Here is a 21,792-nt window from a genome sequence, read left to right as displayed (position 1 = left end):
AGGCTCCTAGAGCGCCTGGCGCGACAGCTGGCGCAGCACCTTCTCGTTCTCCAGCAAGCGCGCAGCGAGTTGCGCCCCATGCCGCAGGGCCCGCAGGCGACGCTCCGCCGACGCGGCCTCCTGGTGTGGCGCATGGCCGCACAGGTGGCCGTGCACGGTGCCGTCACGCAGCACGACGGGCGCTTCCAGCAGCATGCCGAGATCCGCAGCCGGCGCCGACGCGGTGGCGAGCGCCGCGGCCGGACCGTGGCCCAGCGCGTCGACGATGCGAAAGCGCCTGCTGCCCTCGCGCACGTCGCGCACGAACACGACGTCCATCCCGGTCTGCTCGCGCAGCATCGCGAGCACCACCTGGATGGCCTGCTCCGCCGCGCCCTCGGGGGCCGGCGTGGCACGGGGTGCCGCCGGACGGCGGGGAAAGGGGGAGGACAGCGAGGCGGTGGTCATGCGAGGAGCGGGATCGTAGCCAGCGTGCGTGGCTCGGCTGTTCCGCGCGGTAACAACGGCTCAGGCAGCGATACATGGCCGAGGTGCGCGTCGCGGCGCGGCAAGGGCGTCCCCGATGGAAAGCGCGCTGCGACGCGATCTGCAACCGCCGAGCTTGGTTACGCCTGCCACACCGCAGGTACAAACCTCCGCGACCTGACCGCCAGCTGCCGTTGCTTAAAAATGAGGCAGTCCAAGGAGCGTGAATGTCCACGCCACTTTGCCTCGCAAGGACAGGGCTTTCGCACAGAGTTGTCCACAGTAGCTGTGGGTGACCTCCTACAGGTCCGGTGCGCGCCGTCCGGCGCCGCCCCAAAACAAAAGGCCCGCTGCGGTTGCGCAGCGGGCCTGGGGAGTGGTAGGACGTACAAGATTCGAACTTGTGACCAACGGATTAAAAGTCCGCTGCTCTACCAACTGAGCTAACGTCCCACGAAAAACTGTTCTTGCTTGTCCTGGTTGCCGTCCGGTTGCAGCAAAGCCTGCGATTATAGCCCGGCAGAAGCCGTGTTCGAACGCTTCACCAGCTGTTCGAGCACCCAACCCGCCGCGCATTGCCCGAAAGTCGCCGTGACGGTGACGACGGACCCGTAGCCGTGGCAGTTGAGCGAGCCGTCGCCTTCCAGCGCGCACGACGGGTCCGGTGGCGCCACCGCTTCGCGACTGAACACGCACGGCACGCCGATGCGCTTGCCCTCGCGCGGCGCGCCATGGAACTTGCGCAGCCGGTAGCGCAGCTGCGCCAGCAACGGGTCGTGCGTGACCAGGGCCAGGTCGTCGATGTCGACCTTGTGCGCCAGGCGCTTGCCGCCGGCCGCGCCGGTCGTGACGAACGCCGTGCGCGTGCGCAGCGCCCACGTGGCCATCGCCACCTTGGCCTTGACCTCGTCGCAGGCGTCGATGACGGCGTCGACGCGCACCGGCAGCACGCCGGGCCAGTTGCCAGGTTCGGCGAACTCCTCGACCGCGTGCACTTCACAGGCCGGGTGGATCTGCGCGATGCGATCGCGCATGGCGAGCACCTTGGACTGGCCGATGGTGGCGTCCAGCGCGTGGACCTGGCGGTTGACGTTGGATTCGGCGACGTGGTCCAGGTCGACGAGGACCAGTGCGCCGACGCCGCTGCGGGCGAGCGCCTCGGCTGCCCAGGAGCCGACGCCGCCAATGCCGACGACGGCGACGCTGGCGGAACGGATGGCTTGCGCACCGGCGACGCCATAGAGGCGTTCCAGCCCGCCGAAGCGGCGCGCGAGGTCGGCCGCCGCCTCGTCGAGATGCATCGTCAGCGCACGCGCGCGATCCGCTCGCGGGCCGCCACCGCGGCCTCGGACTGCGGGTACGCCTTCACGAGGTCCTCGAGCGTGCGGCGCGCGCCCGCGTTGTCCTTCAGCTCGATCTGGCAGTTGGCGATCGACAGCACCGCCTCCGGCGCGCGCGCATGGTCCGGCGCCTGCGCGACGAGCGCGCGGAAGTTCGCGAGCGCGCCGCGGTAATCGCGGTTGGCGTACTGCGCGTTGCCGACCCAGAACAGCGCGGAGGGCTTGTAGCCGGACTGCGGGTACTTGCGCGTGAAGTCGGCGAATGCCGCCTGCGCGGCGGGGAAGTCGCCCTTGCGGAAGATGGCCAGCGCGGCTTCGTAGTCGCGCTGCTCCGCGGGGTCGGCGGTGAACTCGCGGCCATCCACGGTGACCTTCACGGGCTCGAACTTGCGCAGCCGGTCCTCGACGCCCTGCGAGATGTCCTTCTGGCGCCGCTGCAGGTCGGCGATGTCGCGCGCCAGCTGCTCGTCGGTGCCGCGGCCGCGCGCGAGTTCGCCACGCAACGCCTCGATCTGGTTCTGCAGGTCCAACAGGCTGCGGCGCAGCTGCTCGTTCTCGGCGCGCAGGGTGGCGTTCTGCTGCTCGGTCGCGACGCGCTGCGCCTCGACCTTCTGGCGCAGCTCGAGGATGGCCCGGCGGGCCTCGTCGTCCTCGAACAGCGCCGCCTGGCCGGCGACCGGCAGCAACAGCGCGGCGGCGGCCGCGATCGCGTGGAGGGAATGGCGCGCGCGCATCAGCGGTACGCGATTTCGACGCGGCGGTTCTGCGCCCACGACGCTTCGTCGCTGCCCGCGGCCGCGGGCTTCTCCTTGCCGAAGCTCACCGCTTCAAGCTGCGAGTCCTGCACACCCAGCAGCGCCATCGCGCGGCGCACGGACTCGGCGCGCTTCTGGCCCAGCGCGAGGTTGTATTCGCGGCCGCCGCGCTCGTCGGTGTGGCCTTCCAGCGAGACCCGGCGCTGCGGGTTGGCCTTCAGGTAGCGCGCGTGCGCGTCGATGATGGCCTGCGCCTCCGGCTTGATCACGAAGCTGTCGTAGTCGAAGTACACGATGCGCGCCACGTTGGCCGGGCCGCCGCGCGGGTCGGTCGCGAGGTCGGCCTGCACCGGCTGCACGCGGCTCTGCGTGTCCGGCGTGGTCGGCTGCTGAGGCGCGACGGCCACGCCGCTCTTGTCCTCGACGGGCACATCGCTCAGCTTGACGCCGGAACTGCAGCCGGCCAGCACGGCCACGAGCAGGAGGGGAAGGAAGCGTCGGGTCATCATTGTTTTCTCCTTGGATTCAACGCGTGAACGGGCCCCAGTCGGGTTCGCGGATGTCGCCACCCTGGCCCGCGAGGCGAGCCTTGATCTTGCCATCGAGCGTGCTCGTCATCAGTGCCTCGCGGCCGTTCTGCCGCGTGGCGTAGACGACGAGCCTGCCGTTGGGCGCGAAGCTGGGGCTCTCGTCGTTGGTGGTATCGGTGATCGCAGTGGCCTGCCCCGAGGGCAGTTCCATCACGTGCAACTTGAACGCGCCGCCGACGCGCGAGATGAACGCGAGCCAGCGGCCGTCGGGGCTGATGGCGGGCGAGATGTTGTAGTTGCCGTTGAAGGTGACGCGCTCGGGCGAGCCGCCCGTCGAGGCCACGCGATAGACCTGCGGCGAGCCGCCGCGGTCGCTCACGAAATAGATCGAGCGGCCGTCGGGCGCGTACACCGGCTCGGTGTCGATGGCGCTGGACTGCAGCAGGCGCCGCGGTTCGCCGCCGTTGGCGTCGATGGTGTACAGCTGCGAGCCGCCTTCGCGGCTGAGCGTCACGGCGAGCGAGCGGCCGTCGGGGGCCCACCCCGGCGCGCTGTTGGAGCCGCGGAAGTTGGCCAGCAGGCGGCGGCGGCCGGTGGCCACGTCGTGCACGTACACCACGGGCTTGCGCGACTCGAAGGACACGTACGCGAGCTGCGAGCCGGTGGGGGACCACGCGGGCGAGATGATCGGCTCGGGGCTGGCGAGCGCGGACTGCGAGTTCTCGCCGTCGGCGTCGGCCACCCAGAGGTTGTAGCGCGCGCCGGCCTTGGTGACGTAGGCGATGCGGGTGGAGAACACGCCGCGGTCGCCGGTGAGCTTCTGGTAGATGAAGTCGGCGATCTGGTGCGCGGCCAGGCGCAGGTCGCCGGCGGTGACCGAATAGCTCTGGCCGCCCTGGTCCTGCCCACGCACCACGTCCCACAGGCGGAAGCGCACGTCGTAGCGGCCATCCGCCAGGCGCGACACGCTGCCCACGACGAGCGAGTCGGCCCCGGCTTGCCGCCACGGCGACGTGTCGAGGCGGCTGGTTTCGTCCAGCACGCCGGCGGCGGGCGGCGCGATCGGGCGGAACAGGCCGCTGCGCTCGAGGTCGGCGCGCACGATGGCACCGATCTTCTGCGGCGCTTCGGCCTCGCCACGGAAGGGCACGATCGCGATCGGCAGCTGCGTGGTGCCCACGCCGGTCACTTCGACGCGGAACTGCGCCCACGCGGGCAGCGCCGCGGCACCGATCAGGCCCACGCACGCACGGCGCGTGAGGCTGGAGTAAGGGGTCGGATTGATCTGCTTCTCCTCGTTCACCAGGGCAGCGGCGAGTTTGACATACGCCTGCGCCGCCCTGCCTGAGGTACGAGTGCGGCGACGGCCGCGCAGTTCCCGAGCGTTCGAATCAGGCGCTGCGTTCCTGCTGCTCCGGCGCGCGGCCGGGCCATGGACTTGCCAGCAGCCACGCCTTCAGGTGCTTGTAGTAAGCGGCCTCGGCGATGCTCACGGCCAGCGCGAAACCCATCCAGCCGTCCAGGAACCCGCGCCGGAGGAAGTAGCTGCGGATGAACGCCCACGCGCCATGCAGCACGGCGCGCCCGGGCGATGCGGGCCGGCGGCGCTGGGCCATCGTCTCGGCCCCGGCGCTGGAGTACCGGTTCATCTTCTCCAGCATGTCGTCCAGGGTCGGGTACGTATGGTGCAGGAGGTGCCCTCGCAGCTGGCCCACGCGGCCGGTCGTGACCAGCCGCTCGTGCACGATGTCGTCGGAGAAGCGGGCCGACCCGCGGCGGAACAGGCGCACGACCCGGTCCGGGTACCAGCCACCATGGCGCATGAACCGGCCGCAGAAACTCGACAGCCTCGGCATGGACCATGCATCCGCGGCGTCCGGCGCCGCGATCGCGCGCAGGATCTCGTCGCGCAAGCCGGGGCCGACGCGTTCGTCCGCATCGATGGACAGCACCCAGTCCCGCGTGGCGAGGTCGAGGGCGCGGTTCTTCTGGGGGCCGAAGCCGGGCCAATCGGCGGCCTGCACGACACGCGCGCCGCTGGCCGCCGCGATCTGCATGGTGGCGTCCGTGCTGCCGGAATCGAGGACGATGACTTCGTCGGCGAACGCGACGCTCTCGAGGCACGCCGCGATGTTCGCCGCCTCGTTGCGCGTGATGACGATGATGGAAATGCCGCTCATGCGCTCGCCGTGCAAGCGGCACTCGCCGGGTGGCACCCGTCATAATCGCGCTGGCTCACTCGGACATTATTGCATTCTCATCCATGAATCAGTCTCCCAACGTCGTGGTCGCGGGTGGCGCAGGTTACATCGGGTCGCACATGGTGCGGCTGCTGCGCGACAGCGGCTACACGCCGGTGGTGGTCGACAACCTCGCCACCGGCCATCGCGACGCGGTGCAGGGCGAGATCCTGCAGGTCGGCGACATTGGCGACCGCTCCTTCATGGCCGGCGTGCTGCGCGAGTACCAGCCCCAGTGCGTGATGCACTTCGCCGCGTCCAGCCTGGTCGGCGAGTCGATGACGAACCCGTCCAAGTACTGGCGCAACAACCTCGTGCAGACGCTGAACCTGCTGGACTGCATGCTGGAGCACGACGTCAGGCAGTTCATCTTCTCGTCCACGGCGGCGACTTTCGGCAACCCGGTCAAGGTGCCGATTCCCGAGGACCACCCGACGCAGCCGATCAACCCCTACGGGCACAGCAAGCTCGCGGTCGAATACGCGCTGAAGGACTACGACACGGCGCACGGCCTGCGCTCCATCGCCCTGCGCTACTTCAACGCGGCCGGCGCGCACCCCGACGGCTCGATCGGCGAGCGCCATGAGCCGGAGACGCACCTGATCCCGCTCGTGCTGCAGGTCGCATCGGGCCGCCGCGAGTTCATCTCGCGCTACGGCAGCAACCATGGCACGCCCGACGGCTCCTGCATCCGCGACTACATCCACGTGCAGGACCTGTGCGCGGCGCACCTGCTGGCGTTGAAAGCCCTGCAGGCTGGCGCGAAGACGACGGTCTACAACCTCGGCAACGGGCTGGGCCATTCGGTCAACGAGGTGATCGAGGCGGCGCGGCGCGTCACCGGCCATCCGATCCCGCTGCGCGACGACCCGCCGCGGGCCGGCGACCCGCCGGTGCTGGTGGCCGATGCGGCCCGCGCGCGCGCCGATCTCGGCTGGAAGCCGCAGTACGAGGACCTCCAGGCCATCATCGCCCACGCCTGGCAGTGGGAACGCAAGCTGCACCCGGCCGTCGGGGCGTCGTGACGCCGGCCATCGATTTCAGCATCGTCCGCTGGCTGCTGCCGTTCTTCCGCGGCGCGCGCCGGTATTGGGTCGCGGCTGCCGTGTGCACGTTCATCACGTCGGCGCTCGAGCCCACGGTGCCGGCCATGCTCAAGCCGCTGCTCGATCGCGGGTTCACCGGCCAGGGCCACCTTCCGCTGTGGATGGTGCCGGCGGTGCTGCTGGTGGTCGTCGCCCTGCGCGGCATCGCCGGCTTCCTGGCCGACCTGGCGATGGCGCGCATCACGCAGGACGGCCTGCTGACCCTGCGCCGCGCGATGTTCGGGCGCCTGCTCACCGCCGAGCTCGGCCTCTTCCGCCGGCAGAACGCGACCGCCCTGTCGAACACCGTCGTCTACGAAGTGCAGAACGGGGTCACGCAACTGGTCAACTCCGCGCTCGGCCTGCTGAAGGACGCGCTCGCGCTGGTGGCCCTGCTCGCCTACCTGCTGTACCTGAACTGGCAGCTCACGCTCGTCGTGTTCCTCGTGGTGCCGGCCGTGGGCGGCGTGATGCGCACGCTGTCCCGCCGCCTGTACCGCATCGCGCGCAGCACCCAGACCGCGACGAACGACCTCGCCTACGTCGTCGAGGAGAACGTGCTCGCCACCCGCGTCGTGCGCATCCACGAGGCGCAGCCCGCACAGGCGAAGCGCTTCTCCGATCTCAGTGCGGCCCTGCGGCGCCTGGCGTTGAAGGCGGCCGCGGCGTCGGCGGCGATCACGCCGCTCACGCACATGCTGGCGGCGGTCGCACTGTCGGTGGTGATCTGCGTGGCGCTCTGGCAGAGCAAGGACGGCATCACCGTCGGCACCTTTGCGTCCTTCATCACGGCCATGCTGATGCTGATCGCCCCGATCAAGCACTTGTCGGAGGCCGCCAACCCCATCGCGCGCGGCCTGGCCGCGGTGCAGCGTGCCCGTGACCTGCTGGAGTCCGAGCCCGCGGAAAGCAGCGGCACCCATGCCGTGGCGCGCGCGTCGGGCCACGTCGAGTTGCGCGGCGTGACGGTGCGCTACCCCGACGCGGGGCGGCCCGCGCTGGACGCGCTCTCGCTGGAGATCCGCAGCGGCGAAGTGGTGGCGCTGGTCGGCCCGTCCGGGTCCGGCAAGACCACGCTGGCCAACCTGCTGCCGCGGTTCGTCGAGCCGACCGGGGGCGATGTGCTGCTGGATGGCCACCGCCTGCAGGACTGGAACCTGCAGGCCCTGCGCCGGCAGTTCGCCATCGTCAGCCAGGACGTGGTGATGTTCAACGACACGCTGGCGGCGAACGTGGCGCTGGGCGCCACCCTGGACCCTGGGCGGGTGCTCCGTACGCTGCAAGCCGCGCGGCTGGGCGACCTGGTGGGCCAGCTGCCGGAGGGCATCGACACGGTCATCGGCCACAACGCCGCCAACCTGTCCGGCGGCCAGCGACAGCGGCTCGCCATCGCGCGCGCCCTGTACAAGGACGCTCCCATCCTGATCCTGGACGAAGCGACGTCGGCGCTCGACACCGAGTCCGAACGCCTCGTGCAGGACGCCTTGCAGGACCTCATGGCGGGGCGGACCACGCTGATCATCGCCCACCGGCTGTCCACCATCGAGCATGCGGACCGCGTCGCGGTGCTCGAGGAGGGGCGGCTGATCGAGAGCGGCACGCACCAGCAGCTGCTGGCGCGCGGCGGGCTCTACACACGCCTGCACGGACTGCAGTTCGGCACCTGATGGACACGGCGGCGACGTTCGACCGAATCCTGGTGGTGGCCACGCGGCAGATCGGCGACGTGCTGCTCACCACCCCGCTGGTGCGGGCCGCGCGGCGTCGCTGGCCGCGCGCACGGATCGAGGTGCTGGGCTTCCAGGGCACGCTGGGCATGCTGGCCGGCAATCCCGACGTCGATGCCACCATCGAGCTGCCGGCCCGGCTGGGCTGGCGCGGGGGCATCGCCGCGTTCCGCCGCCTGTGGCGACGCTATGACCTGGCGCTCATCACGGACGTGGGCGACCGCGCGCACGCGCTCGGGTGGGTCGCCGCCCGGCAGCGCAGCGGCATCGTTGCTCCCGACGAAAGCGGCACCCCCTGGAAACGCCGCCTGCTCGACCACGCGGTCATCGCCGCAGGCGACCGCGGGATCGTGCACACGGTGGTCGAGAAGCATGCCCTGCTCGCGCCCTGGCTGGACGCGTCGAACCCCGTTCCGCCGGTCACGGCCCCGGCGGCCGTGCCGCTGCCTCCCGAGCTCGCCTCCGTCCTTCGCCCGGGCGCGGTGGTCGTGCACGCGCCTTCCATGTGGAGCTACAAGCAGTGGCCGATCGAGCACTACGCGGACCTGGTGCGTGGCCTCATCGCCCAGGGCCGCCAGGTGGTCCTCACGGGCAGCAGCAGCGCGCGGGACCAGGAGTGCATCGCCCCCCTGCGCGCGATGGGGACCGCGCCTGACCTGGTGGACACCTCGGGGCAACTCGGCTTCGGGCAGATCGTCACGCTTCTCCGGCAGGCAGCGCTCTACGTGGGCCCCGACACGTCGGTCTCGCACCTCGCCGCTGCGACCGGCGTGCCGGTGGTCGCCCTGTTCGGCCCCAGCAACCCGATGCGCTGGGCGCCCTGGCCCGCCGTCACCGAGCAACCGATCAACTGGGTGCAATCCGGGGGCACGCAGGGCAACGGCAACGTCACCGTCCTGCAGGCGCGCCTGCCCTGCGTGCCCTGCGGACGCGCCGGCTGCGAGGACCACCGCGCCAGCCGCGCCGACTGCCTGCCGCTGATCACGCCCGATCGCGTGCTCGCCGAAGTGGATCGGTTGGCGCCGCGTCCCTCGGCGCCGGCCTGAACCTCAGCCTGCGGGCACTTCCGCGGTCGCGGCGTCGCGCCGGAACCCGTCCGCCAGCATCCACGCGAGCACCGTGACGTAGAAGTGCGCCTCGAGGAAATCCAGCAGCAGCGAGTTGAAGAGGCAGCCGATCGCGAACGCGAGCGCCCCTGCGCGCAGCCGCGGGTCGTTCCAGGCCCAGCGGCCTGCCCGGCGGCCCACTGCCGGGGCGGCCAGCCAGGCCAGGAAGAGGACCAGCGCCGGGATGCCGCCGGCACCCAGCTGCAGCAGGTATTCGTTGTGCGGGTTGCCCAGCGAGAACACGTCGACCTGGTCTCCCCCGGCGCGGATCGCCTCGCCGAACGCCTCGGCATAGCGGGTCCATCCGGTGCCGATGGCGAAGTGGTCCGAAGCCACCGTGAGCGAGTGCCGGATGATCGCGAGCCGGATCTCGGAGGAACTGGAGCTGGATGTGACCGGCCTCCGGGTCTCCGTCGACGCGCCCACCGTCTCCGCCAGGCGCGTGCGCACCGGGTTGGACAGCGCGGCAAGCAGCACGAAAGCGCCGAGCGCACACAGCAGCGCGATGAACCGCTGCCGCCGCGGCGCCGCCTGGTAGGCGGTCAGCAGCAGCAAGGCGAGCAGCACGAGGTGGCCTGTCCTGGACCCGATGGCGAACAGGACGGTGGCCGCGGCGAAGGCGCTGAGCGCATACGCGCGGCGGCCGTCGGCCTGGCGGCGGGCGAGGTCGAACGCGACATAGGCGAACAGCGCCATGTTGAAGCCTGCCGAGATCCGCTTGCCGCTCAGGTAGACGCCCAGCGCGTCGTTGAACAGCCCGCCCCAGTGCACGAGGCCGTAGCCGATGCAGCCGGCGCACAGGCCCGCCCACAGGGCGCGGCAGGACGCGACGGATGCGAGCGCGACGAGCAGCAGCGGCACCATGGCGAGCTCGAAGTAGCCGCGCGCGCCGTACAGCACGCCGGCTGCCCCCTGCGGCACGGAACGCACGACGATGTACGCCAACAGGGCCAGGCCGGCCACCGCGACCGGATGCGAGAACGCCCGACGCCAATCCGGCGCCCGGCCTGTGACGGCCGCCACGGCCACGACCGCGACGAACGCGATATTGCTGAGCGCCGGGGACCACCAGACCGCGGCGCCGAGCACGAACAGCACCGCCTCGAGGGCGTGATGGGCCAGCGGACGATCGAGACGATCAGTCATTCGCGATGCCCAAGGCGCGCAGCAGCCCGTCCAGGTGGCGGTCGCCCGAAAACTGGTGGCGCGCGGCCGCGCGGCCGGCATTCGCTCGCTGCGCCACCGAGCCCGACCCACTCAGGGTGTCCAGGAGCGCATCGACCCAGCCGGTGACATCACCAGGCGCCACGAGCAATCCGGTCCGCCCCTGCTCGATGGTCTCGGGGATGCCGCCCACGGCGCTGGCGACGACAGGCCGCCCCAGGCCCATCGCCTCGACCTGGGCGAGGCCGAGCGGCTCGACCAGCGACGGCAGAACGACGACGTCGGCGCGGGCCAGCAGGGCCGCGACGGGCGTCACCAGGCCGGCGAAATGCACGTGCCCGCCGAGGCCCAGGCGCTCGGCTTCGGCCACCAATCCGGCGCGCAGGTCACCCTGCCCGGCTGCAACGTAGCGGAACGAAGGCAACCGGTCGCGCAGGGCGGCCAGCACCTGCAGGAATTCGTGGTGCCCCTTCTCCGGCCGCAGCATCGCGGCGTGCACGATCAAGGGTGAGCTGGCCGATTGCAGCCATCGCGCCAGGTCCTCCGGCAACGGCTTCGACGCGTCGGCGGCCACGCGATCGAAGTCGACGTAGGGATACAGCACCTGCACGCGTTCGGCGTCGACGGCGGGCGCCGCACGCAGGATGTCCCGCTTGAGGAAATCGCTGGGCACCAGCGTGCTGGCCACGGCGCCGGCGAAAGACCCGGCGCGCGGCCGGCCCGCGAGGTAGGTTCGCACGCGCACGAGGCGGCGGCGACCCGGAACGAGGCGGTGCGCCAGGGCAGCGCAGTTGGCGTCATGGCCACTGTGGCACATGACGGCTGCGGGCCGAAGGCTGCGCAGGAGCCGCGCGAGCCGGACCAGGCTGACGGGGTCCGCCGCATTGCGAAGCGGCACCGGGACGGTCTCCAGGCCCGCTTCATGCGCGCGGGCAGCGATGGCGCCATCGGGGCGGCAGGCCAGGACGGCGTCGATCCCGCGCTGCCGGAGCAGCTGCATCTGGGACAGGATCTGGAGCTCCTGCCCACCGAGGTTGCGGGAGGATTCCGTGAAGAGGACGGCGGTCATGCGAGGGAGTGGACGCCGGCCGCCACCAGCGCGCACGAGCGGCAGACAGCACACCGCCCGAGCCGGCCGATCACGCGGGATGCGGTGGCTGGGTGCGTCGCGGCGGCAATTCTATCTGCCCGCTAGAGCAGCACGATGTCGTACTGCTCCTGCCCCATCGCGCTCTCGCTCTGCAGCGAGATCGGCTTGCCGATGAAGTCGGACAGGCCGGCGAGGAACTGGCTTTCCTCGTCGAGGAACAGCTCCACCACCTTGGGCGACGCGATGATGCGGTACTCGCGCGGATTGAACTGCCGCGCCTCGCGCAGGATCTCGCGCAGCACGTCGTAGCAGACCGTGCGCGAGGTGCGCACCTGGCCCGCGCCCTGGCAGTGCGGGCAAGGCTCGCACAGCATGTGCGCCAGCGATTCGCGCGTGCGCTTGCGCGTCATCTCCACCAGGCCCAGTTGGGAGAAGCCGCCGGACATCGTCTTGACGCGGTCGCGCGCGAGCTGCTTGCGGAACTCGGCCAGCACCTGCTCGCGGTGGTCCTCGCGCTGCATGTCGATGAAGTCGACGATGATGATGCCGCCCAGGTTGCGCAGCCGCAGCTGGCGAGCGATGGCGTGCGCGGCCTCGAGGTTGGTCTTGAAGATCGTGTCGTCGAAGTTGCGCGCGCCGACGTAGCCGCCCGTGTTGACGTCCACCGTGGTCAGCGCCTCGGTCTGGTCGACGATCAGGTAGCCGCCGGACTTCAGGTCGACGCGCCGGCCCAGGGCCCGCGTGATCTCCTCGTCGACGTTGAACAGGTCGAAGATCGGCCGCTCGCCCTTGTACAGCTGCAGGCGCTCGGCGGCCTGCGGCATGAACTCGCGCCCGAACGCCTGCAGCCGCGCGAACTGCTCGCGCGAGTCGATGCGGATGGTCTGCGTCTCCTCGGTCACCAGGTCGCGCAGCACGCGCTGCAGCAGGTCCAGGTCCTGGTGCAGCAGCGACCCCGGCGGCTTGCTGGCCGCGGCCTCGCGGATGCGCGCCCAGGTCTTGCGCAGGTAGGCGATGTCCTCGGCCAGCTCGGCGTCGCTGGCCTCCTCGCCGTTGGTGCGCAGGATGAAGCCGCCTCCGCCGCCGGTCTCGGGCGTGCCCACGAGCGCGGTGAGGCGCGCCCGCAGCGCATCGCGCTGGTCGCCGGGGATCTTCTGCGAGACGCCGACGTGGTCGTCCTGCGGCAGGAACACCAGCAGGCGGCCGGCGATGCTGATCTGCGTCGACAGGCGCGCGCCCTTGCTGCCGATCGGGTCCTTGATCACCTGCACCAGCAGCGGCTGGCCCTCGAAGACCTGCTTCTCGATCGGCTTGGGCTGCTGCTGGTGCCGACCGCCTTCGCCGGCGCCGTGCAGGTCCGCGACGTGCAGGAACGCGGCGCGTTCGAGGCCGATGTCGATGAACGCGGACTGCATGCCCGGCAGCACGCGCGCGACCTTGCCGAGGTAGACGTTGCCGACGATGCCCCGCTCGAGGTGGCGTTCGACGTGCAGTTCCTGCACCGCGCCGCTCTCGACGATGGCGACGCGCGTTTCCTGCGGGGACCAGTTGATCAGGATGTCCTGCTGCATGCGTAACGTAGTCGCGGGCGGGGCACAGGATACCCGAGAGCCGGTACAGTCAGGGCTGCTTTTCCACTGGCCGCACACGCCCGCAGTCCCGCAATGGCGAACGATTCCCTCGAGTTCCTGCAAGGCGGCGGCGAGATGGGCGCCCGCCTGCGCGCGTTCGACTGGGACCGCCACACGCTGGGGCCGCCGCAGCACTGGCCGGGAGCATTGCGCATGGCCATGAGCCTGTGCCTGAATTCGAGCTTCCCGACCGCGATCTACTGGGGGCCGGACTTCCACGTCCTCTACAACGACGCCTGGTCCGTCATCCCTGCCGAACGCCATCCGGCCATGCTCGGGATGCCCGCGCGCGAAGCGTGGAGCGACATCTGGCACGTGGTCGGCCCGCAGTTCGAGCGCGTCTTCCGCACCGGCGAGGGCGAGGCGCTGTACGACCAGATGCTGCCGATGGTGCGCGGCGGCCGCCCGACCGAGACCTGGTGGAACTACAGCCTCACCGCCATCCGCAACGCAGACCACAGCATCGGCGGCATCTTCAACCAGGGCAACGAGATCACCGAGATCGTCCACGGCCGCCGCCGGCGCGAGGCCGAGATCGGCCGCTGGCGCGAGATCTTCCGCCAGGCGCCGGCGGGCGCCGCGCTGCTGCGCGGCCCGGAGCACGTGTTCGAATTCGCCAACGACGCCTACCTGCGCCTGGTGGGGCAGCGCGATGTCGTGGGGCGGACGGTGGTGGAAGCGCTGCCGGAGGTCGCCAGCCAGGGTTTCGTGAACATCCTCGACAGCGTCTTCTCGACCGGTGAACCGTACGTGGGCACGGGCACCGCGGTTCGCTTGCAGCGCGCGCCGGACGGGCCGATCGAGGATTGCTTCGTGGACTTCGTCTACCAGCCTGTGCGGGACGTCGAAGGCGCGGTCGAGGGCATCTTCGTGCTGGTCACCGACATGACCGAGCGCACCCGGGCCGAGTCCGCGCTGCGGCTGTCGAACTGGCAGCTGGGCGAAGAGAGGGCGCGGCTCGCCGCGCTCATCGAGGCCGAGCAGCGCGCGCAGCTGGCCTTGCGGCGGCTCAACGAAGGCCTCGAGGCGCACGTGCGGCGTCGCACGGCGGAACTGGAGGCGGCGCTCGCCGCCGAACGCGAGACGGTGCGCCAGTTGCGAGCCACCGTGCGGGACGGGTCGGCGTCCCGTTAGGTCGGCGCCACGGCGAACGCACGCAGCAGTTGCGCGGTCTCGTGCAGCGGCAGGCCCATGACGCCGGGATAGGAGCCGTTGATGCGCGTGATCCAGGCGGCGGCCCGGCCCTGCACGGCATAGGCGCCGGCCTTGCCGCGCGGCTCGCCGGTGGCGACGTACGCCGCGATGTCGCGCGCCGACATCGGCGCGAACGTCACGGTGGTGGCGCTGAGCGCCGCGCGCCGCGTGCGGCCCTTCTGGACCGCGACGGCGGTCAGCACGCGGTGCGTCGCGCCGGCCAGGTCCCGCAACATGCGGGCGGCGTCGCGATCGTCCTCGGGCTTGCCGTAGATCGTCCGGCCGCGCGCGACGGTCGTGTCGGAACACAGCACGGGCGCGGGCGGCAGGCCGCGCCGCGCCAGGCGCGCGATGGCGGCGTCGAGCTTCAACCCGGTGACGCGCTGGACGTACGTCGCCGGCGCTTCCCCGGGCCGCACCACTTCCAGTGCCTCGCTGTCCTCGCCGTCGTCCGGCAGCAGCAGCTCGTAGCGGATGCCCAGTTGCTCCAGCAGCTGCCTGCGGCGCGGGCTCTGCGACGCGAGGTAGATGAACTCACTCACGGTGGTACGGGTGGTTGGCGTTGATCGACCAGGCGCGGTACAGCTGCTCGGCCAGCAGCACGCGCACCATCGCGTGCGGCAGCGTGAGGTCGGACAGGCGCACGCGTTCGTGCGCGGCGGCACGCAACGCGGGATCGAGGCCGTCGGGGCCGCCGATCAGCAAGGCGACGTCGCCGCCCTCGCCTTGCCAGGTGCGCAGCTTGGCCGCGAGCTGCTGGGTGCTGACGGTCGTGCCGCGCTCGTCGAGCGCCACGACGCGGGCGTGACGCGGGATGGCCGCTTCGATGCGCTCGCGCTCGGCGGCCATGCACTGGTCCACGGTCCGCGACGCGCGCGGCTCGGTCTTGACCACCTTCAGCTCGAGGCGCAGTTCCGGGGGGAAACGCTTGGCGTAGTCGTCCCAGGCGGTCGCGGCCCAGTCGGGCACGCGCTGGCCCACGGCCACGACGACCAGCTTCATGCCTTGCGGCTGGGCGACTTCTTCGCGGGAGCCTTCTTGGCGACGGCCTTCTTAGCCGGCGCCGACTTGGCGGGTGTCGATTTGGCGGGCGCCGTGCCCGCGGCAGCTTTCTTCGCAGGTGCCTTGGCCGGCGCCTTCGCCGCCGCCTTCTTCGCCGGGGCCTTCTTGGCCGCCGTCTTCTTCGCCGCGGCGCCATCGGGCTTGGGCGCAGCCTTCTTCGCGGGCGTGGGCGCGCCGAACTTCAGGCGGATCGGCTTCTCGCCCCAGATCTCTTCGAGGTGGTAGTAGTTGCGGATGGCGGGCTGCATGATGTGCGCGACCGCCGCGCCGCAGTCCACGATGATCCACTCGCCGTTGTCCTCGCCCTCGATGCGCGGCTTCGGGAAGCCGGCTTCGCGCACCTTGTCTCGCACGCTGGAGGCCAGCGCCTTGGTCTGGCGGTTCGACGTGCCCGAGGCGACCACCACCCGCTCGAACAGCGGCGAGAGGTGCTCGGTGTCGAAGACCTGGATGTCCTGCGCTTTGACGTCCTCCAGGGCATCGACGATGGCTCGCTGGAGTCGCTGGGTATCTTTCTTGGCGCTGGAAGGCTGGGTCATCAGGTCGGTCGGTAAAGGTGGTGCCGGGCAATATAACTTGCGACGCCGGGCGGGACCAGCGAGGCAACGTCCTGTCCTGCCGCCGCGAGCGCGCGCACGAGCGTCGCGCTGACCGGCATGGAGGGCAGCTCGACGGGCAGCCAGCGGCCGGCCGGCAGCTGGCTGGCGTCGAAGGGAGGTGCGCCCGCATCGGGGCGCGCGCGCGCCGCGACGGCGAGCGTCGCGAGCCCGACGATGCCGGCGCTGTCGCGCCAGCCGTGCAGCGCTTCGGCCTGGTCGGCGCCGATCACCAGCAGCAGTTGCGCACCGGGCGATTCCGCACGCAGCTCGCGCAAGGTGTCGATGGTGTAGGTCGGACCGGCGCGCCGCAACTCGCGGTCGTCGACGACGGCGTGCGGGATGCCTGCGAAGGCCAGCTGCGCCATTTCAAGGCGGTGGGCGGCCGCCGTCAGCTCGCGCGACTTGTGCCAGGCCTGCCCGGTGGGGAGGATGCGCAACTCGTCGAGACCCAGCTGGTCCACGGCAGCGCGGGCGAGCGCCACGTGCGCCAGGTGCGGCGGATCGAAGGACCCGCCGAAGATGCCGATGCGTCGCACCCCGCTCATGCCCAATCCCTGGGCTGCAGGTAGCGCTCGTACAGGGCGGCCTCGGGCGAGCCCGCCTCGGGCGCGCTGCGGTACGACCAGCTGCACAGCGGCGGCATCGACAGCAGGATCGATTCGGTGCGGCCGCCCGACTGCAGGCCGAAGTGCGTGCCGCGGTCCCACACCAGGTTGAACTCCACGTAGCGGCCGCGGCGGTACAGCTGGAACGAGCGCTCCCGCTCGCCGTAGGGCATGTCCTTGCGCCGCTGCAGGATCGGCAGGTACGCATCGAGGAAGGCGTCGCCCACCGATTGCAGCATCGCGAAGCCGCCGTCGAAGCCCAGCTCCGAGAAGTCGTCGAAGAAGATGCCGCCGATGCCGCGCTGCTCGCCGCGGTGCTTCAGGTGGAAGTACTCGTCGCACCAGCTCTTGAACCGCGGGTACTTGTCGGCACCGAACGGCTCGAGCGCTCCCTTGCAGGTCGCGTGGAAGTGGATCGCGTCCTCGTCGAAGCCGTAGCTGGGCGTGAGGTCCATGCCGCCGCCGAACCAGAAGGCCGGCGCGCCGCTGGCGGGCGTGGCCGCGATCATGCGCACGTTCATGTGCACCGTCGGCGCGTACGGATTGCGTGGGTGGAACACCAGCGACACGCCCATCGCCTCGAACGGCGCGCCCGACAGCTCCGGCCGGTGCTGCGTGGCCGAGGGTGGCAGGCGTGGCCCGCGCACGTGCGAGAAGCCGACGCCGGCGCGTTCCAGCACCGGGCCGCCTTCCAGGATCATCGTGATGCCGTCGCCCTGCAGCGGTTCGCCCGGCGGCTTGCTCCACGCGTCGGTGAGGAACGGCGTGCCGTCGATGGCGGTGCACGCGCCGGTGATGCGGCCTTGCAGGGCCAGCAGCCAGTCGCGCACGAGGGGGTTCTGGACGGACGTCATGCGGTGTCTTCGCGCAACGGGGCGCTCGCGTCCATCGTAGCGGACGGTGCGCGCGGCTCGAGCAGGCGAATCGGCGACGCCAGTTCCGGCTTGCAGCCGCGCACGTCGGCGAAGTGCGCGGCGATGGCGGCCATGTCGCGCGCCTCGTCGCCGCTGAGCTCGAGGAACTCGGTGAACCGCACTTCGCGGCGGCCGAAATCGAGGCTGGCCATCGCCAGCGGCACGCCGGCCTGCACCGCCACGCGGTAGAAGCCGCTCTTCCAGCCCGGGCGCAGGCTGCGCGTGCCCTCGGGCGTCACGGCCAGCCAGAACAGGCGGTTGCCCGCGGCGTGCTCCTGCAACTGCCGCACCGTGTCGTCCACCAGGCCCTGCGGCGACGAGCGCACGACGGGCACGCCGCCGACACCACGCAGCCAGGCGCCGAACAGCGCTGGACGGAACAGCGTGTCCTTGGCCCAGAAGCGCACCGGGATGCCCATCGCCCACTTGGCGAGGATGCCGACCACGAAGTCCCAGTTGCTGGTGTGCGGGTAGACGATGACGACGCCCTGCGCCGCGGGAACGCCGTCGAAGCGCACGCGCCAGCCGCCCAGGCGCAGCAAGGCGACCGCGATGCGGCTGCCCTGGAACTGGATCGGATGTCGGGCGGTCGCCGGCGCCATCGCGTCAGCGCGCGGCCCGGTGGCCGATGTCCCTGCGGTACTGCGCGCCGTCGAAGCGGATCTGCTGGACCGCGGCGTACGCCTGCTGCTGCGCGACCTTGACCGTGTCGGCGAGCGCGGTGATGCACAGCACGCGGCCGCCGGTCACCAGCAGCTGGCCGTCCTTCAGCGTCGTGCCCGCGTGGAAGGTGACGACGTCGTCGGTGGCCTTCGGGATGCCGGTGATCACGTCGCCCTTGCGCGGGTCCAGCGGGTAGCCGTGCGCGGCCATCACGACGCCCAACGCGGTGCGGCGGTCCCACTGCAGCTCGACCTGGTCCAGCGTGCCCGCGGTGGCGTGCAGCATCACGTCGTACAGGTCGGACTTCAGGCGCAGCAGGATCGGCTGCGTCTCCGGGTCGCCCATGCGGCAGTTGAATTCCAGCGTCTTGACCTGGCCCTTCCGGTCGATCATCAGGCCGGCGTACAGGAAGCCCGTGTACGGGATGCCGTCCTTTTCCATGCCGCGCACCGTGGGCAGGATGATCTCGCGCATCGCGCGCGCATGCACTGCGGGCGTGACGACGGGTGCGGGCGAGTACGCGCCCATGCCGCCGGTGTTCGGGCCCTGGTCGCCATCGCCCAGGCGCTTGTGGTCCTGGCTGGTGGCCAGCGCGACGACGTTCCTGCCGTCGCACAGCACGATGAAGCTGGCTTCCTCGCCGTCGAGGAATTCCTCGATCACGACCCGCGCGCCGCCTTCGTTGTGGGTGACGCCGAGCTTGTTGTCCACCAGCATGAAGTCGATGGCCTCGTGCGCCTCGGCCACGGTGGTCGCGACGACCACGCCCTTGCCCGCTGCAAGGCCGTCGGCCTTCACCACGATCGGCGCGCCGTGCTGGTCGACGTACGCATGCGCCTTGGCGGCATCGGAGAAGGTCTCGTAACGCGCGGTGGGAATGCCGTGGCGCGCCATGAAGTCCTTGGAGAACGCCTTGGAGCTTTCCAGCTGCGCGGCGGCGCGCGTGGGGCCGAAGATGCGCAGCCCGTGCGCGCGGAACTCGTCGACGACACCCGCAGCCAGCGGCGCTTCGGGTCCGACCACGGTCAGGGCGATCTTCTCGGCCTGCGCCCACTGCCGCAGGGCGACGGTGGCCGTCAGCGGCAGGTTCTCGAGCCGCGGATCCTGCGCCGTGCCGCCATTGCCGGGGGCGACGTACACGGCCTGCACCTTGGGCGACTGCGCGAGCTTCCAGGCCAGCGCATGTTCGCGGCCGCCGCCGCCGATCACGAGGACTTTCACGAGGGCAGGCTTGCGTTGTGGAACACGTCCTGCACGTCGTCCAGGTCCTCGAGCATGTCGAGCAGCTTCTGCATGCGCACCGCGTCGTCGCCGTCGAGGTCGATCGTGTTCTCGGGCCGCATGGTGACGTCGGCGATTTCGGCCTTCAGGCCGGCCTTCTCGAGCGCTTCCTTGACCTTCTCGAAGTCGCCGGGCGCCGTGATCACCTCGATGGCGCCGTCCTCGTCCGTGACGACGTCCTCGGCGCCCGCCTCGAGCGCGACTTCCATCACCTTGTCCTCGCTGGTGCCTGGCGCCAGGATCAGCTGGCCGCAGTGCTTGAACTGGAACGCCACCGAGCCTTCGGTGCCCAGGTTGCCGCCGGCCTTGCTGAACGCGTGCCGCACTTCGGCGACCGTGCGCACCTTGTTGTCGGTCATGGTGTCGACGATCACGGCCGCGCCGCCGATGCCGTAGCCCTCGTAGCGGATCTCCTCGTAGCTCACGCCTTCGAGGTTGCCGGTGGCCTTGTCGATGTTGCGCTTGATGGTGTCGGCGGGCATGTTCGCCGCCTTGGCCTTGTCGACCGCCAGCCGCAGCCGCGGGTTGGCGTTGAGGTCGCCGCCGCCCTGGCGGGCCGCGACCATGATTTCCCGGATCACGCGCGTCCAGATCTTCCCGCGCTTCTCATCCTGGCGCCCCTTGCGGTGCTGGATGTTCGCCCATTTGCTGTGTCCGGCCACTTTTGACCCGTCCTTCTGGTGCGGCCCCGTTGCACGGGGCGCGTTGCTATATTGCCTGTGACCCGCATTCTACTTTTCACCACCATGGCCGACCCCCTGCTGCTTGCCAAGAACGGCACCACCGAGTGCTTCCTCCTGCCGGGGCTGGCCAACCGCCACGGCCTCGTCACGGGCGCCACCGGCACCGGCAAGACGGTGACGCTGCAGAGCCTGGCCGAAGGCTTCTCGAAGCTGGGCGTGCCGGTGTTCATGGCGGACATCAAGGGCGACCTCACCGGCATCAGCCAGGCCGGCGCCCTGGCACCCAAGATGGCGCAGATCCTCGCCGAGCGCGGCCTGCCCACGCCGGAGCCGATGGCCTGCCCGACGACGCTGTGGGACGTGTTCGGCGAGCAGGGCCATCCGGTGCGCGCCACCGTCTCCGACATGGGGCCGCTGCTGCTGTCGCGCATGCTGGGCCTGAACGAGACGCAGGCGGGCGTGCTGCAGCTGGTGTTCAAGATCGCCGATGACGCCGGCCTGCTGCTGCTGGACCTGAAGGACCTGCGGGCGATGCTGCAGCACGTGGGCGACAACGCGAGCCAGTTCACGACCGAGTACGGCAACATCTCCGCGGCCAGCGTCGGGATCATCCAGCGCGGGCTGTTGCAGATCGAGGCGCAGGGCGGCGACCGCTTCTTCGGCGAGCCGATGCTCAACATCCAGGACTTCCTGCAGGCCAACGAGGCGGGCCTGGGCCTGGTCAACATCCTGGCCGCCGACAAGCTGCTGCAGTCGCCGCGCCTGTACGCCACCTTCCTGCTCTGGATGCTGTCCGAGATGTACGAGCAGCTGCCCGAGATCGGCGACCCGGACAAGCCCAAGCTGGTGTTCTTCTTCGACGAGGCGCACCTGCTGTTCAAGGACGCGCCGGCGGCGCTGGTCGAGCGCATCGAGCTGGTCGTGCGCCTCGTGCGCTCCAAGGGCGTCGGCGTGTACTTCGTGACGCAGAACCCGCTGGACATCCCCGACACGGTGCTCGCGCAGCTGGGCAACCGCGTGCAGCACGCGCTGCGCGCCTTCACGCCGCGCGACCAGAAGGCGGTGAAGGCCACCGCGCAGACGATGCGGCAGAAGCCGGGGCTCGACATCGAGACCGCGATCACCGAGCTCGCGGTCGGCGAGGCGCTCGTGAGCCTGCTCGACGCCAAGGGCCGGCCCAGCGTGACCGAGCGCGCGTTCGTCATCCCGCCGGGCAGCCGCATCGGGCCGATCAACGCCGAGGAGCGCAAGGCGCTACTCGCCAACTCGATCGTCGCCGGCGTCTACGAGCGGGCGGTCGATCGCGAGTCCGCCTACGAGAAGCTCAAGGGCCGCGCCGCGGCGGCGCCCTCCTCCGCCGGCGGCAAGCCGGCCGCTTCGGCGACGGCGGGTGCTGCGGCTTCGGCCAGCGGCTCCGGCATTCCCGGGCCCGCGTCGGGCTCGGCCGACCAGCCCGCGTCGGGCGGCATCCTCGATGGCGTCAGCGGCCAGCTGAAGGACGTGCTGTTCGGCTCGACGGGTCCGCGCGGCGGCAAGCACGAGGGCCTGGCCGAATCGATGGCTCGATCCGCGATGCGCAGCATCGGCAGCAACGTGGGCCGCGAGATCGCGCGCGGGATCCTGGGGAGCCTGCTGGGCGGCGGCAAGCGCCGATAGGA

Annotated in this window: 22 protein-coding genes and 1 tRNA gene; 5 read left to right on the top strand and 18 right to left on the bottom strand. The window is 70.9% G+C overall.

All coding sequences use genetic code 11. The features are described from left to right. Nucleotides 1-6 precede the first annotated feature (6 nt). The 7 genes from I8E28_RS12065 to I8E28_RS12035 all read right to left on the bottom strand — a co-directional run bounded on the left by I8E28_RS12065 (nt 7) and on the right by I8E28_RS12035 (nt 5,270). Nucleotides 7-447, bottom strand: coding sequence for a hypothetical protein (locus tag I8E28_RS12065; RefSeq protein WP_200788304.1), 441 nt, complete (start codon nt 445-447; stop codon nt 7-9). A gap of 395 nt (nt 448-842) precedes the next feature. Continuing rightward, nucleotides 843-918: transfer RNA gene (locus I8E28_RS12060), tRNA-Lys, on the bottom strand. A gap of 56 nt (nt 919-974) precedes the next feature. Next, complete coding sequence (locus tag I8E28_RS12055; protein ID WP_200788303.1) at nt 975-1,766, bottom strand: tRNA threonylcarbamoyladenosine dehydratase; 792 nt, start codon at nt 1,764-1,766, stop codon at nt 975-977. Nucleotides 1,767-1,768: 2 nt separating this feature from the next. Next, nucleotides 1,769-2,539 carry a tol-pal system protein YbgF gene (gene ybgF / locus I8E28_RS12050; protein ID WP_200788302.1) on the bottom strand — a complete coding sequence of 257 codons (771 nt, stop codon included), beginning with the start codon at nt 2,537-2,539 and terminating at the stop codon, nt 1,769-1,771. After that, nucleotides 2,539-3,069 (bottom strand): peptidoglycan-associated lipoprotein Pal, encoded by a 531-nt coding sequence (gene pal / locus I8E28_RS12045; RefSeq protein WP_200788301.1) that lies wholly within the window; start codon nt 3,067-3,069, stop codon nt 2,539-2,541. Before pal ends, ybgF begins: the two co-directional genes overlap by 1 nt. A gap of 16 nt (nt 3,070-3,085) precedes the next feature. Further along, nucleotides 3,086-4,333, bottom strand: coding sequence for a Tol-Pal system beta propeller repeat protein TolB (gene tolB, locus I8E28_RS12040; protein ID WP_338050824.1), 1,248 nt, complete (start codon nt 4,331-4,333; stop codon nt 3,086-3,088). A gap of 148 nt (nt 4,334-4,481) precedes the next feature. Continuing rightward, complete coding sequence (locus I8E28_RS12035) at nt 4,482-5,270, bottom strand: glycosyltransferase family 2 protein (RefSeq protein ID WP_200788300.1); 789 nt, start codon at nt 5,268-5,270, stop codon at nt 4,482-4,484. An 83-nt stretch (nt 5,271-5,353) separates the two neighbouring features. Here I8E28_RS12035 and galE point away from each other — a divergent pair, with 83 nt between their 5' ends. From galE to I8E28_RS12020, 3 genes are read left to right on the top strand one after another with little or no spacing between them, the layout of a single operon-like run. Further along, complete coding sequence (galE, locus tag I8E28_RS12030) at nt 5,354-6,355, top strand: UDP-glucose 4-epimerase GalE (protein WP_200788299.1); 1,002 nt, start codon at nt 5,354-5,356, stop codon at nt 6,353-6,355. Further along, nucleotides 6,352-8,082: a lipid A export permease/ATP-binding protein MsbA gene (gene msbA / locus I8E28_RS12025; RefSeq protein ID WP_338050772.1), complete on the top strand. Its 1,731-nt coding sequence runs from the start codon at nt 6,352-6,354 to the stop codon at nt 8,080-8,082. The genes galE and msbA overlap by 4 nt, the downstream gene beginning before the upstream one ends. Then, entirely contained in the window at nt 8,082-9,188 is a 1,107-nt protein-coding gene (locus tag I8E28_RS12020) for a glycosyltransferase family 9 protein (protein ID WP_200788298.1), read from the top strand. The genes msbA and I8E28_RS12020 overlap by 1 nt, the downstream gene beginning before the upstream one ends. Before the next feature lie 3 nt (nt 9,189-9,191). Here the strand turns inward: I8E28_RS12020 and I8E28_RS12015 are convergent, their stop codons facing one another. The 3 genes from I8E28_RS12015 to rng all read right to left on the bottom strand — a co-directional run bounded on the left by I8E28_RS12015 (nt 9,192) and on the right by rng (nt 13,073). Beyond that, nucleotides 9,192-10,394 carry an O-antigen ligase family protein gene (locus tag I8E28_RS12015; protein WP_200788297.1) on the bottom strand — a complete coding sequence of 401 codons (1,203 nt, stop codon included), beginning with the start codon at nt 10,392-10,394 and terminating at the stop codon, nt 9,192-9,194. Further along, a complete protein-coding gene (locus I8E28_RS12010; protein WP_200788296.1) occupies nt 10,387-11,481 on the bottom strand; it encodes a glycosyltransferase family 4 protein in 1,095 nt (364 codons plus the stop codon). Before I8E28_RS12010 ends, I8E28_RS12015 begins: the two co-directional genes overlap by 8 nt. A gap of 122 nt (nt 11,482-11,603) precedes the next feature. Beyond that, the gene (gene rng / locus I8E28_RS12005; RefSeq protein WP_200788295.1) at nt 11,604-13,073 is read right to left on the bottom strand and encodes a ribonuclease G; all 1,470 of its coding nucleotides are present in this window, start codon (nt 13,071-13,073) and stop codon (nt 11,604-11,606) included. A gap of 93 nt (nt 13,074-13,166) precedes the next feature. On the opposite strand from rng, the gene I8E28_RS12000 reads away from it, so the two are divergent. Further along, on the top strand, nt 13,167-14,267 hold the full coding sequence (locus I8E28_RS12000) for a PAS domain-containing protein (RefSeq protein ID WP_200788294.1): 1,101 nt from the start codon (nt 13,167-13,169) through the stop codon (nt 14,265-14,267). Here the strand turns inward: I8E28_RS12000 and I8E28_RS11995 are convergent. Genes I8E28_RS11995 through I8E28_RS11960 form a run of 8 tightly spaced genes read right to left on the bottom strand, consistent with a single transcriptional unit; the run spans nt 14,264 to nt 20,113 of the window. Then, on the bottom strand, nt 14,264-14,869 hold the full coding sequence (locus tag I8E28_RS11995) for a Maf family nucleotide pyrophosphatase (protein WP_200788293.1): 606 nt from the start codon (nt 14,867-14,869) through the stop codon (nt 14,264-14,266). The two genes, I8E28_RS12000 and I8E28_RS11995, sit on opposite strands and share 4 nt — an antisense overlap. Beyond that, nucleotides 14,862-15,329, bottom strand: coding sequence for a 23S rRNA (pseudouridine(1915)-N(3))-methyltransferase RlmH (rlmH, locus tag I8E28_RS11990; RefSeq protein WP_200788292.1), 468 nt, complete (start codon nt 15,327-15,329; stop codon nt 14,862-14,864). Before rlmH ends, I8E28_RS11995 begins: the two co-directional genes overlap by 8 nt. Next, nucleotides 15,326-15,928 carry a ribosome silencing factor gene (rsfS, locus tag I8E28_RS11985; RefSeq protein ID WP_200788291.1) on the bottom strand — a complete coding sequence of 201 codons (603 nt, stop codon included), beginning with the start codon at nt 15,926-15,928 and terminating at the stop codon, nt 15,326-15,328. Before rsfS ends, rlmH begins: the two co-directional genes overlap by 4 nt. Next, nucleotides 15,928-16,533: a nicotinate (nicotinamide) nucleotide adenylyltransferase gene (gene nadD, locus I8E28_RS11980; protein WP_200788290.1), complete on the bottom strand. Its 606-nt coding sequence runs from the start codon at nt 16,531-16,533 to the stop codon at nt 15,928-15,930. The genes rsfS and nadD overlap by 1 nt, the downstream gene beginning before the upstream one ends. Beyond that, a complete protein-coding gene (gene hemF, locus I8E28_RS11975; RefSeq protein WP_200788289.1) occupies nt 16,530-17,447 on the bottom strand; it encodes an oxygen-dependent coproporphyrinogen oxidase in 918 nt (305 codons plus the stop codon). Before hemF ends, nadD begins: the two co-directional genes overlap by 4 nt. After that, on the bottom strand, nt 17,444-18,109 hold the full coding sequence (locus I8E28_RS11970; protein ID WP_200788288.1) for a 1-acyl-sn-glycerol-3-phosphate acyltransferase: 666 nt from the start codon (nt 18,107-18,109) through the stop codon (nt 17,444-17,446). The genes hemF and I8E28_RS11970 overlap by 4 nt, the downstream gene beginning before the upstream one ends. A 4-nt stretch (nt 18,110-18,113) precedes the next feature. Then, nucleotides 18,114-19,391 carry a phosphoribosylamine--glycine ligase gene (purD, locus tag I8E28_RS11965; protein WP_200788287.1) on the bottom strand — a complete coding sequence of 426 codons (1,278 nt, stop codon included), beginning with the start codon at nt 19,389-19,391 and terminating at the stop codon, nt 18,114-18,116. Continuing rightward, entirely contained in the window at nt 19,388-20,113 is a 726-nt protein-coding gene (locus I8E28_RS11960; RefSeq protein ID WP_200788286.1) for a YebC/PmpR family DNA-binding transcriptional regulator, read from the bottom strand. Before I8E28_RS11960 ends, purD begins: the two co-directional genes overlap by 4 nt. Before the next feature lie 84 nt (nt 20,114-20,197). Between I8E28_RS11960 and I8E28_RS11955 the strand changes: the two genes are divergently transcribed. After that, nucleotides 20,198-21,790, top strand: coding sequence for a helicase HerA-like domain-containing protein (locus I8E28_RS11955; protein WP_200788285.1), 1,593 nt, complete (start codon nt 20,198-20,200; stop codon nt 21,788-21,790). Nucleotides 21,791-21,792 lie beyond the last annotated feature (2 nt).

Source organism: Ramlibacter algicola, assembly GCF_016641735.1.
Lineage (GTDB): Bacteria > Pseudomonadota > Gammaproteobacteria > Burkholderiales > Burkholderiaceae_C > Ramlibacter > Ramlibacter algicola.
The sequence above is the reverse complement of the archived record's forward strand: the minus strand, read 5'-3'. Positions and strand labels throughout refer to the sequence as shown.

Bases quoted from the DNA above. Each gene is read 5' to 3' on its own strand.
- I8E28_RS12020 (WP_200788298.1), top strand. From the start codon at position 8,082: ATGGACACGGCGGCGACGTTCGACCGAATCCTGGTGGTGGCCACGCGG.
- rng (WP_200788295.1), bottom strand. From the start codon at position 13,073: ATGCAGCAGGACATCCTGATCAACTGGTCCCCGCAGGAAACGCGCGTC.
- I8E28_RS11955 (WP_200788285.1), top strand. From the start codon at position 20,198: ATGGCCGACCCCCTGCTGCTTGCCAAGAACGGCACCACCGAGTGCTTC.
- rlmH (WP_200788292.1), bottom strand. From the start codon at position 15,329: ATGAAGCTGGTCGTCGTGGCCGTGGGCCAGCGCGTGCCCGACTGGGCC.
- nadD (WP_200788290.1), bottom strand. From the start codon at position 16,533: ATGAGCGGGGTGCGACGCATCGGCATCTTCGGCGGGTCCTTCGATCCG.
- I8E28_RS12010 (WP_200788296.1), bottom strand. From the start codon at position 11,481: ATGACCGCCGTCCTCTTCACGGAATCCTCCCGCAACCTCGGTGGGCAG.
- I8E28_RS12035 (WP_200788300.1), bottom strand. From the start codon at position 5,270: ATGAGCGGCATTTCCATCATCGTCATCACGCGCAACGAGGCGGCGAAC.
- ybgF (WP_200788302.1), bottom strand. From the start codon at position 2,539: ATGCGCGCGCGCCATTCCCTCCACGCGATCGCGGCCGCCGCCGCGCTG.
- hemF (WP_200788289.1), bottom strand. From the start codon at position 17,447: ATGACGTCCGTCCAGAACCCCCTCGTGCGCGACTGGCTGCTGGCCCTG.
- rsfS (WP_200788291.1), bottom strand. From the start codon at position 15,928: ATGACCCAGCCTTCCAGCGCCAAGAAAGATACCCAGCGACTCCAGCGA.
- I8E28_RS12000 (WP_200788294.1), top strand. From the start codon at position 13,167: ATGGCGAACGATTCCCTCGAGTTCCTGCAAGGCGGCGGCGAGATGGGC.
- pal (WP_200788301.1), bottom strand. From the start codon at position 3,069: ATGATGACCCGACGCTTCCTTCCCCTCCTGCTCGTGGCCGTGCTGGCC.
- I8E28_RS11970 (WP_200788288.1), bottom strand. From the start codon at position 18,109: ATGGCGCCGGCGACCGCCCGACATCCGATCCAGTTCCAGGGCAGCCGC.
- I8E28_RS12015 (WP_200788297.1), bottom strand. From the start codon at position 10,394: ATGACTGATCGTCTCGATCGTCCGCTGGCCCATCACGCCCTCGAGGCG.
- I8E28_RS12065 (WP_200788304.1), bottom strand. From the start codon at position 447: ATGACCACCGCCTCGCTGTCCTCCCCCTTTCCCCGCCGTCCGGCGGCA.
- I8E28_RS12055 (WP_200788303.1), bottom strand. From the start codon at position 1,766: ATGCATCTCGACGAGGCGGCGGCCGACCTCGCGCGCCGCTTCGGCGGG.
- galE (WP_200788299.1), top strand. From the start codon at position 5,354: ATGAATCAGTCTCCCAACGTCGTGGTCGCGGGTGGCGCAGGTTACATC.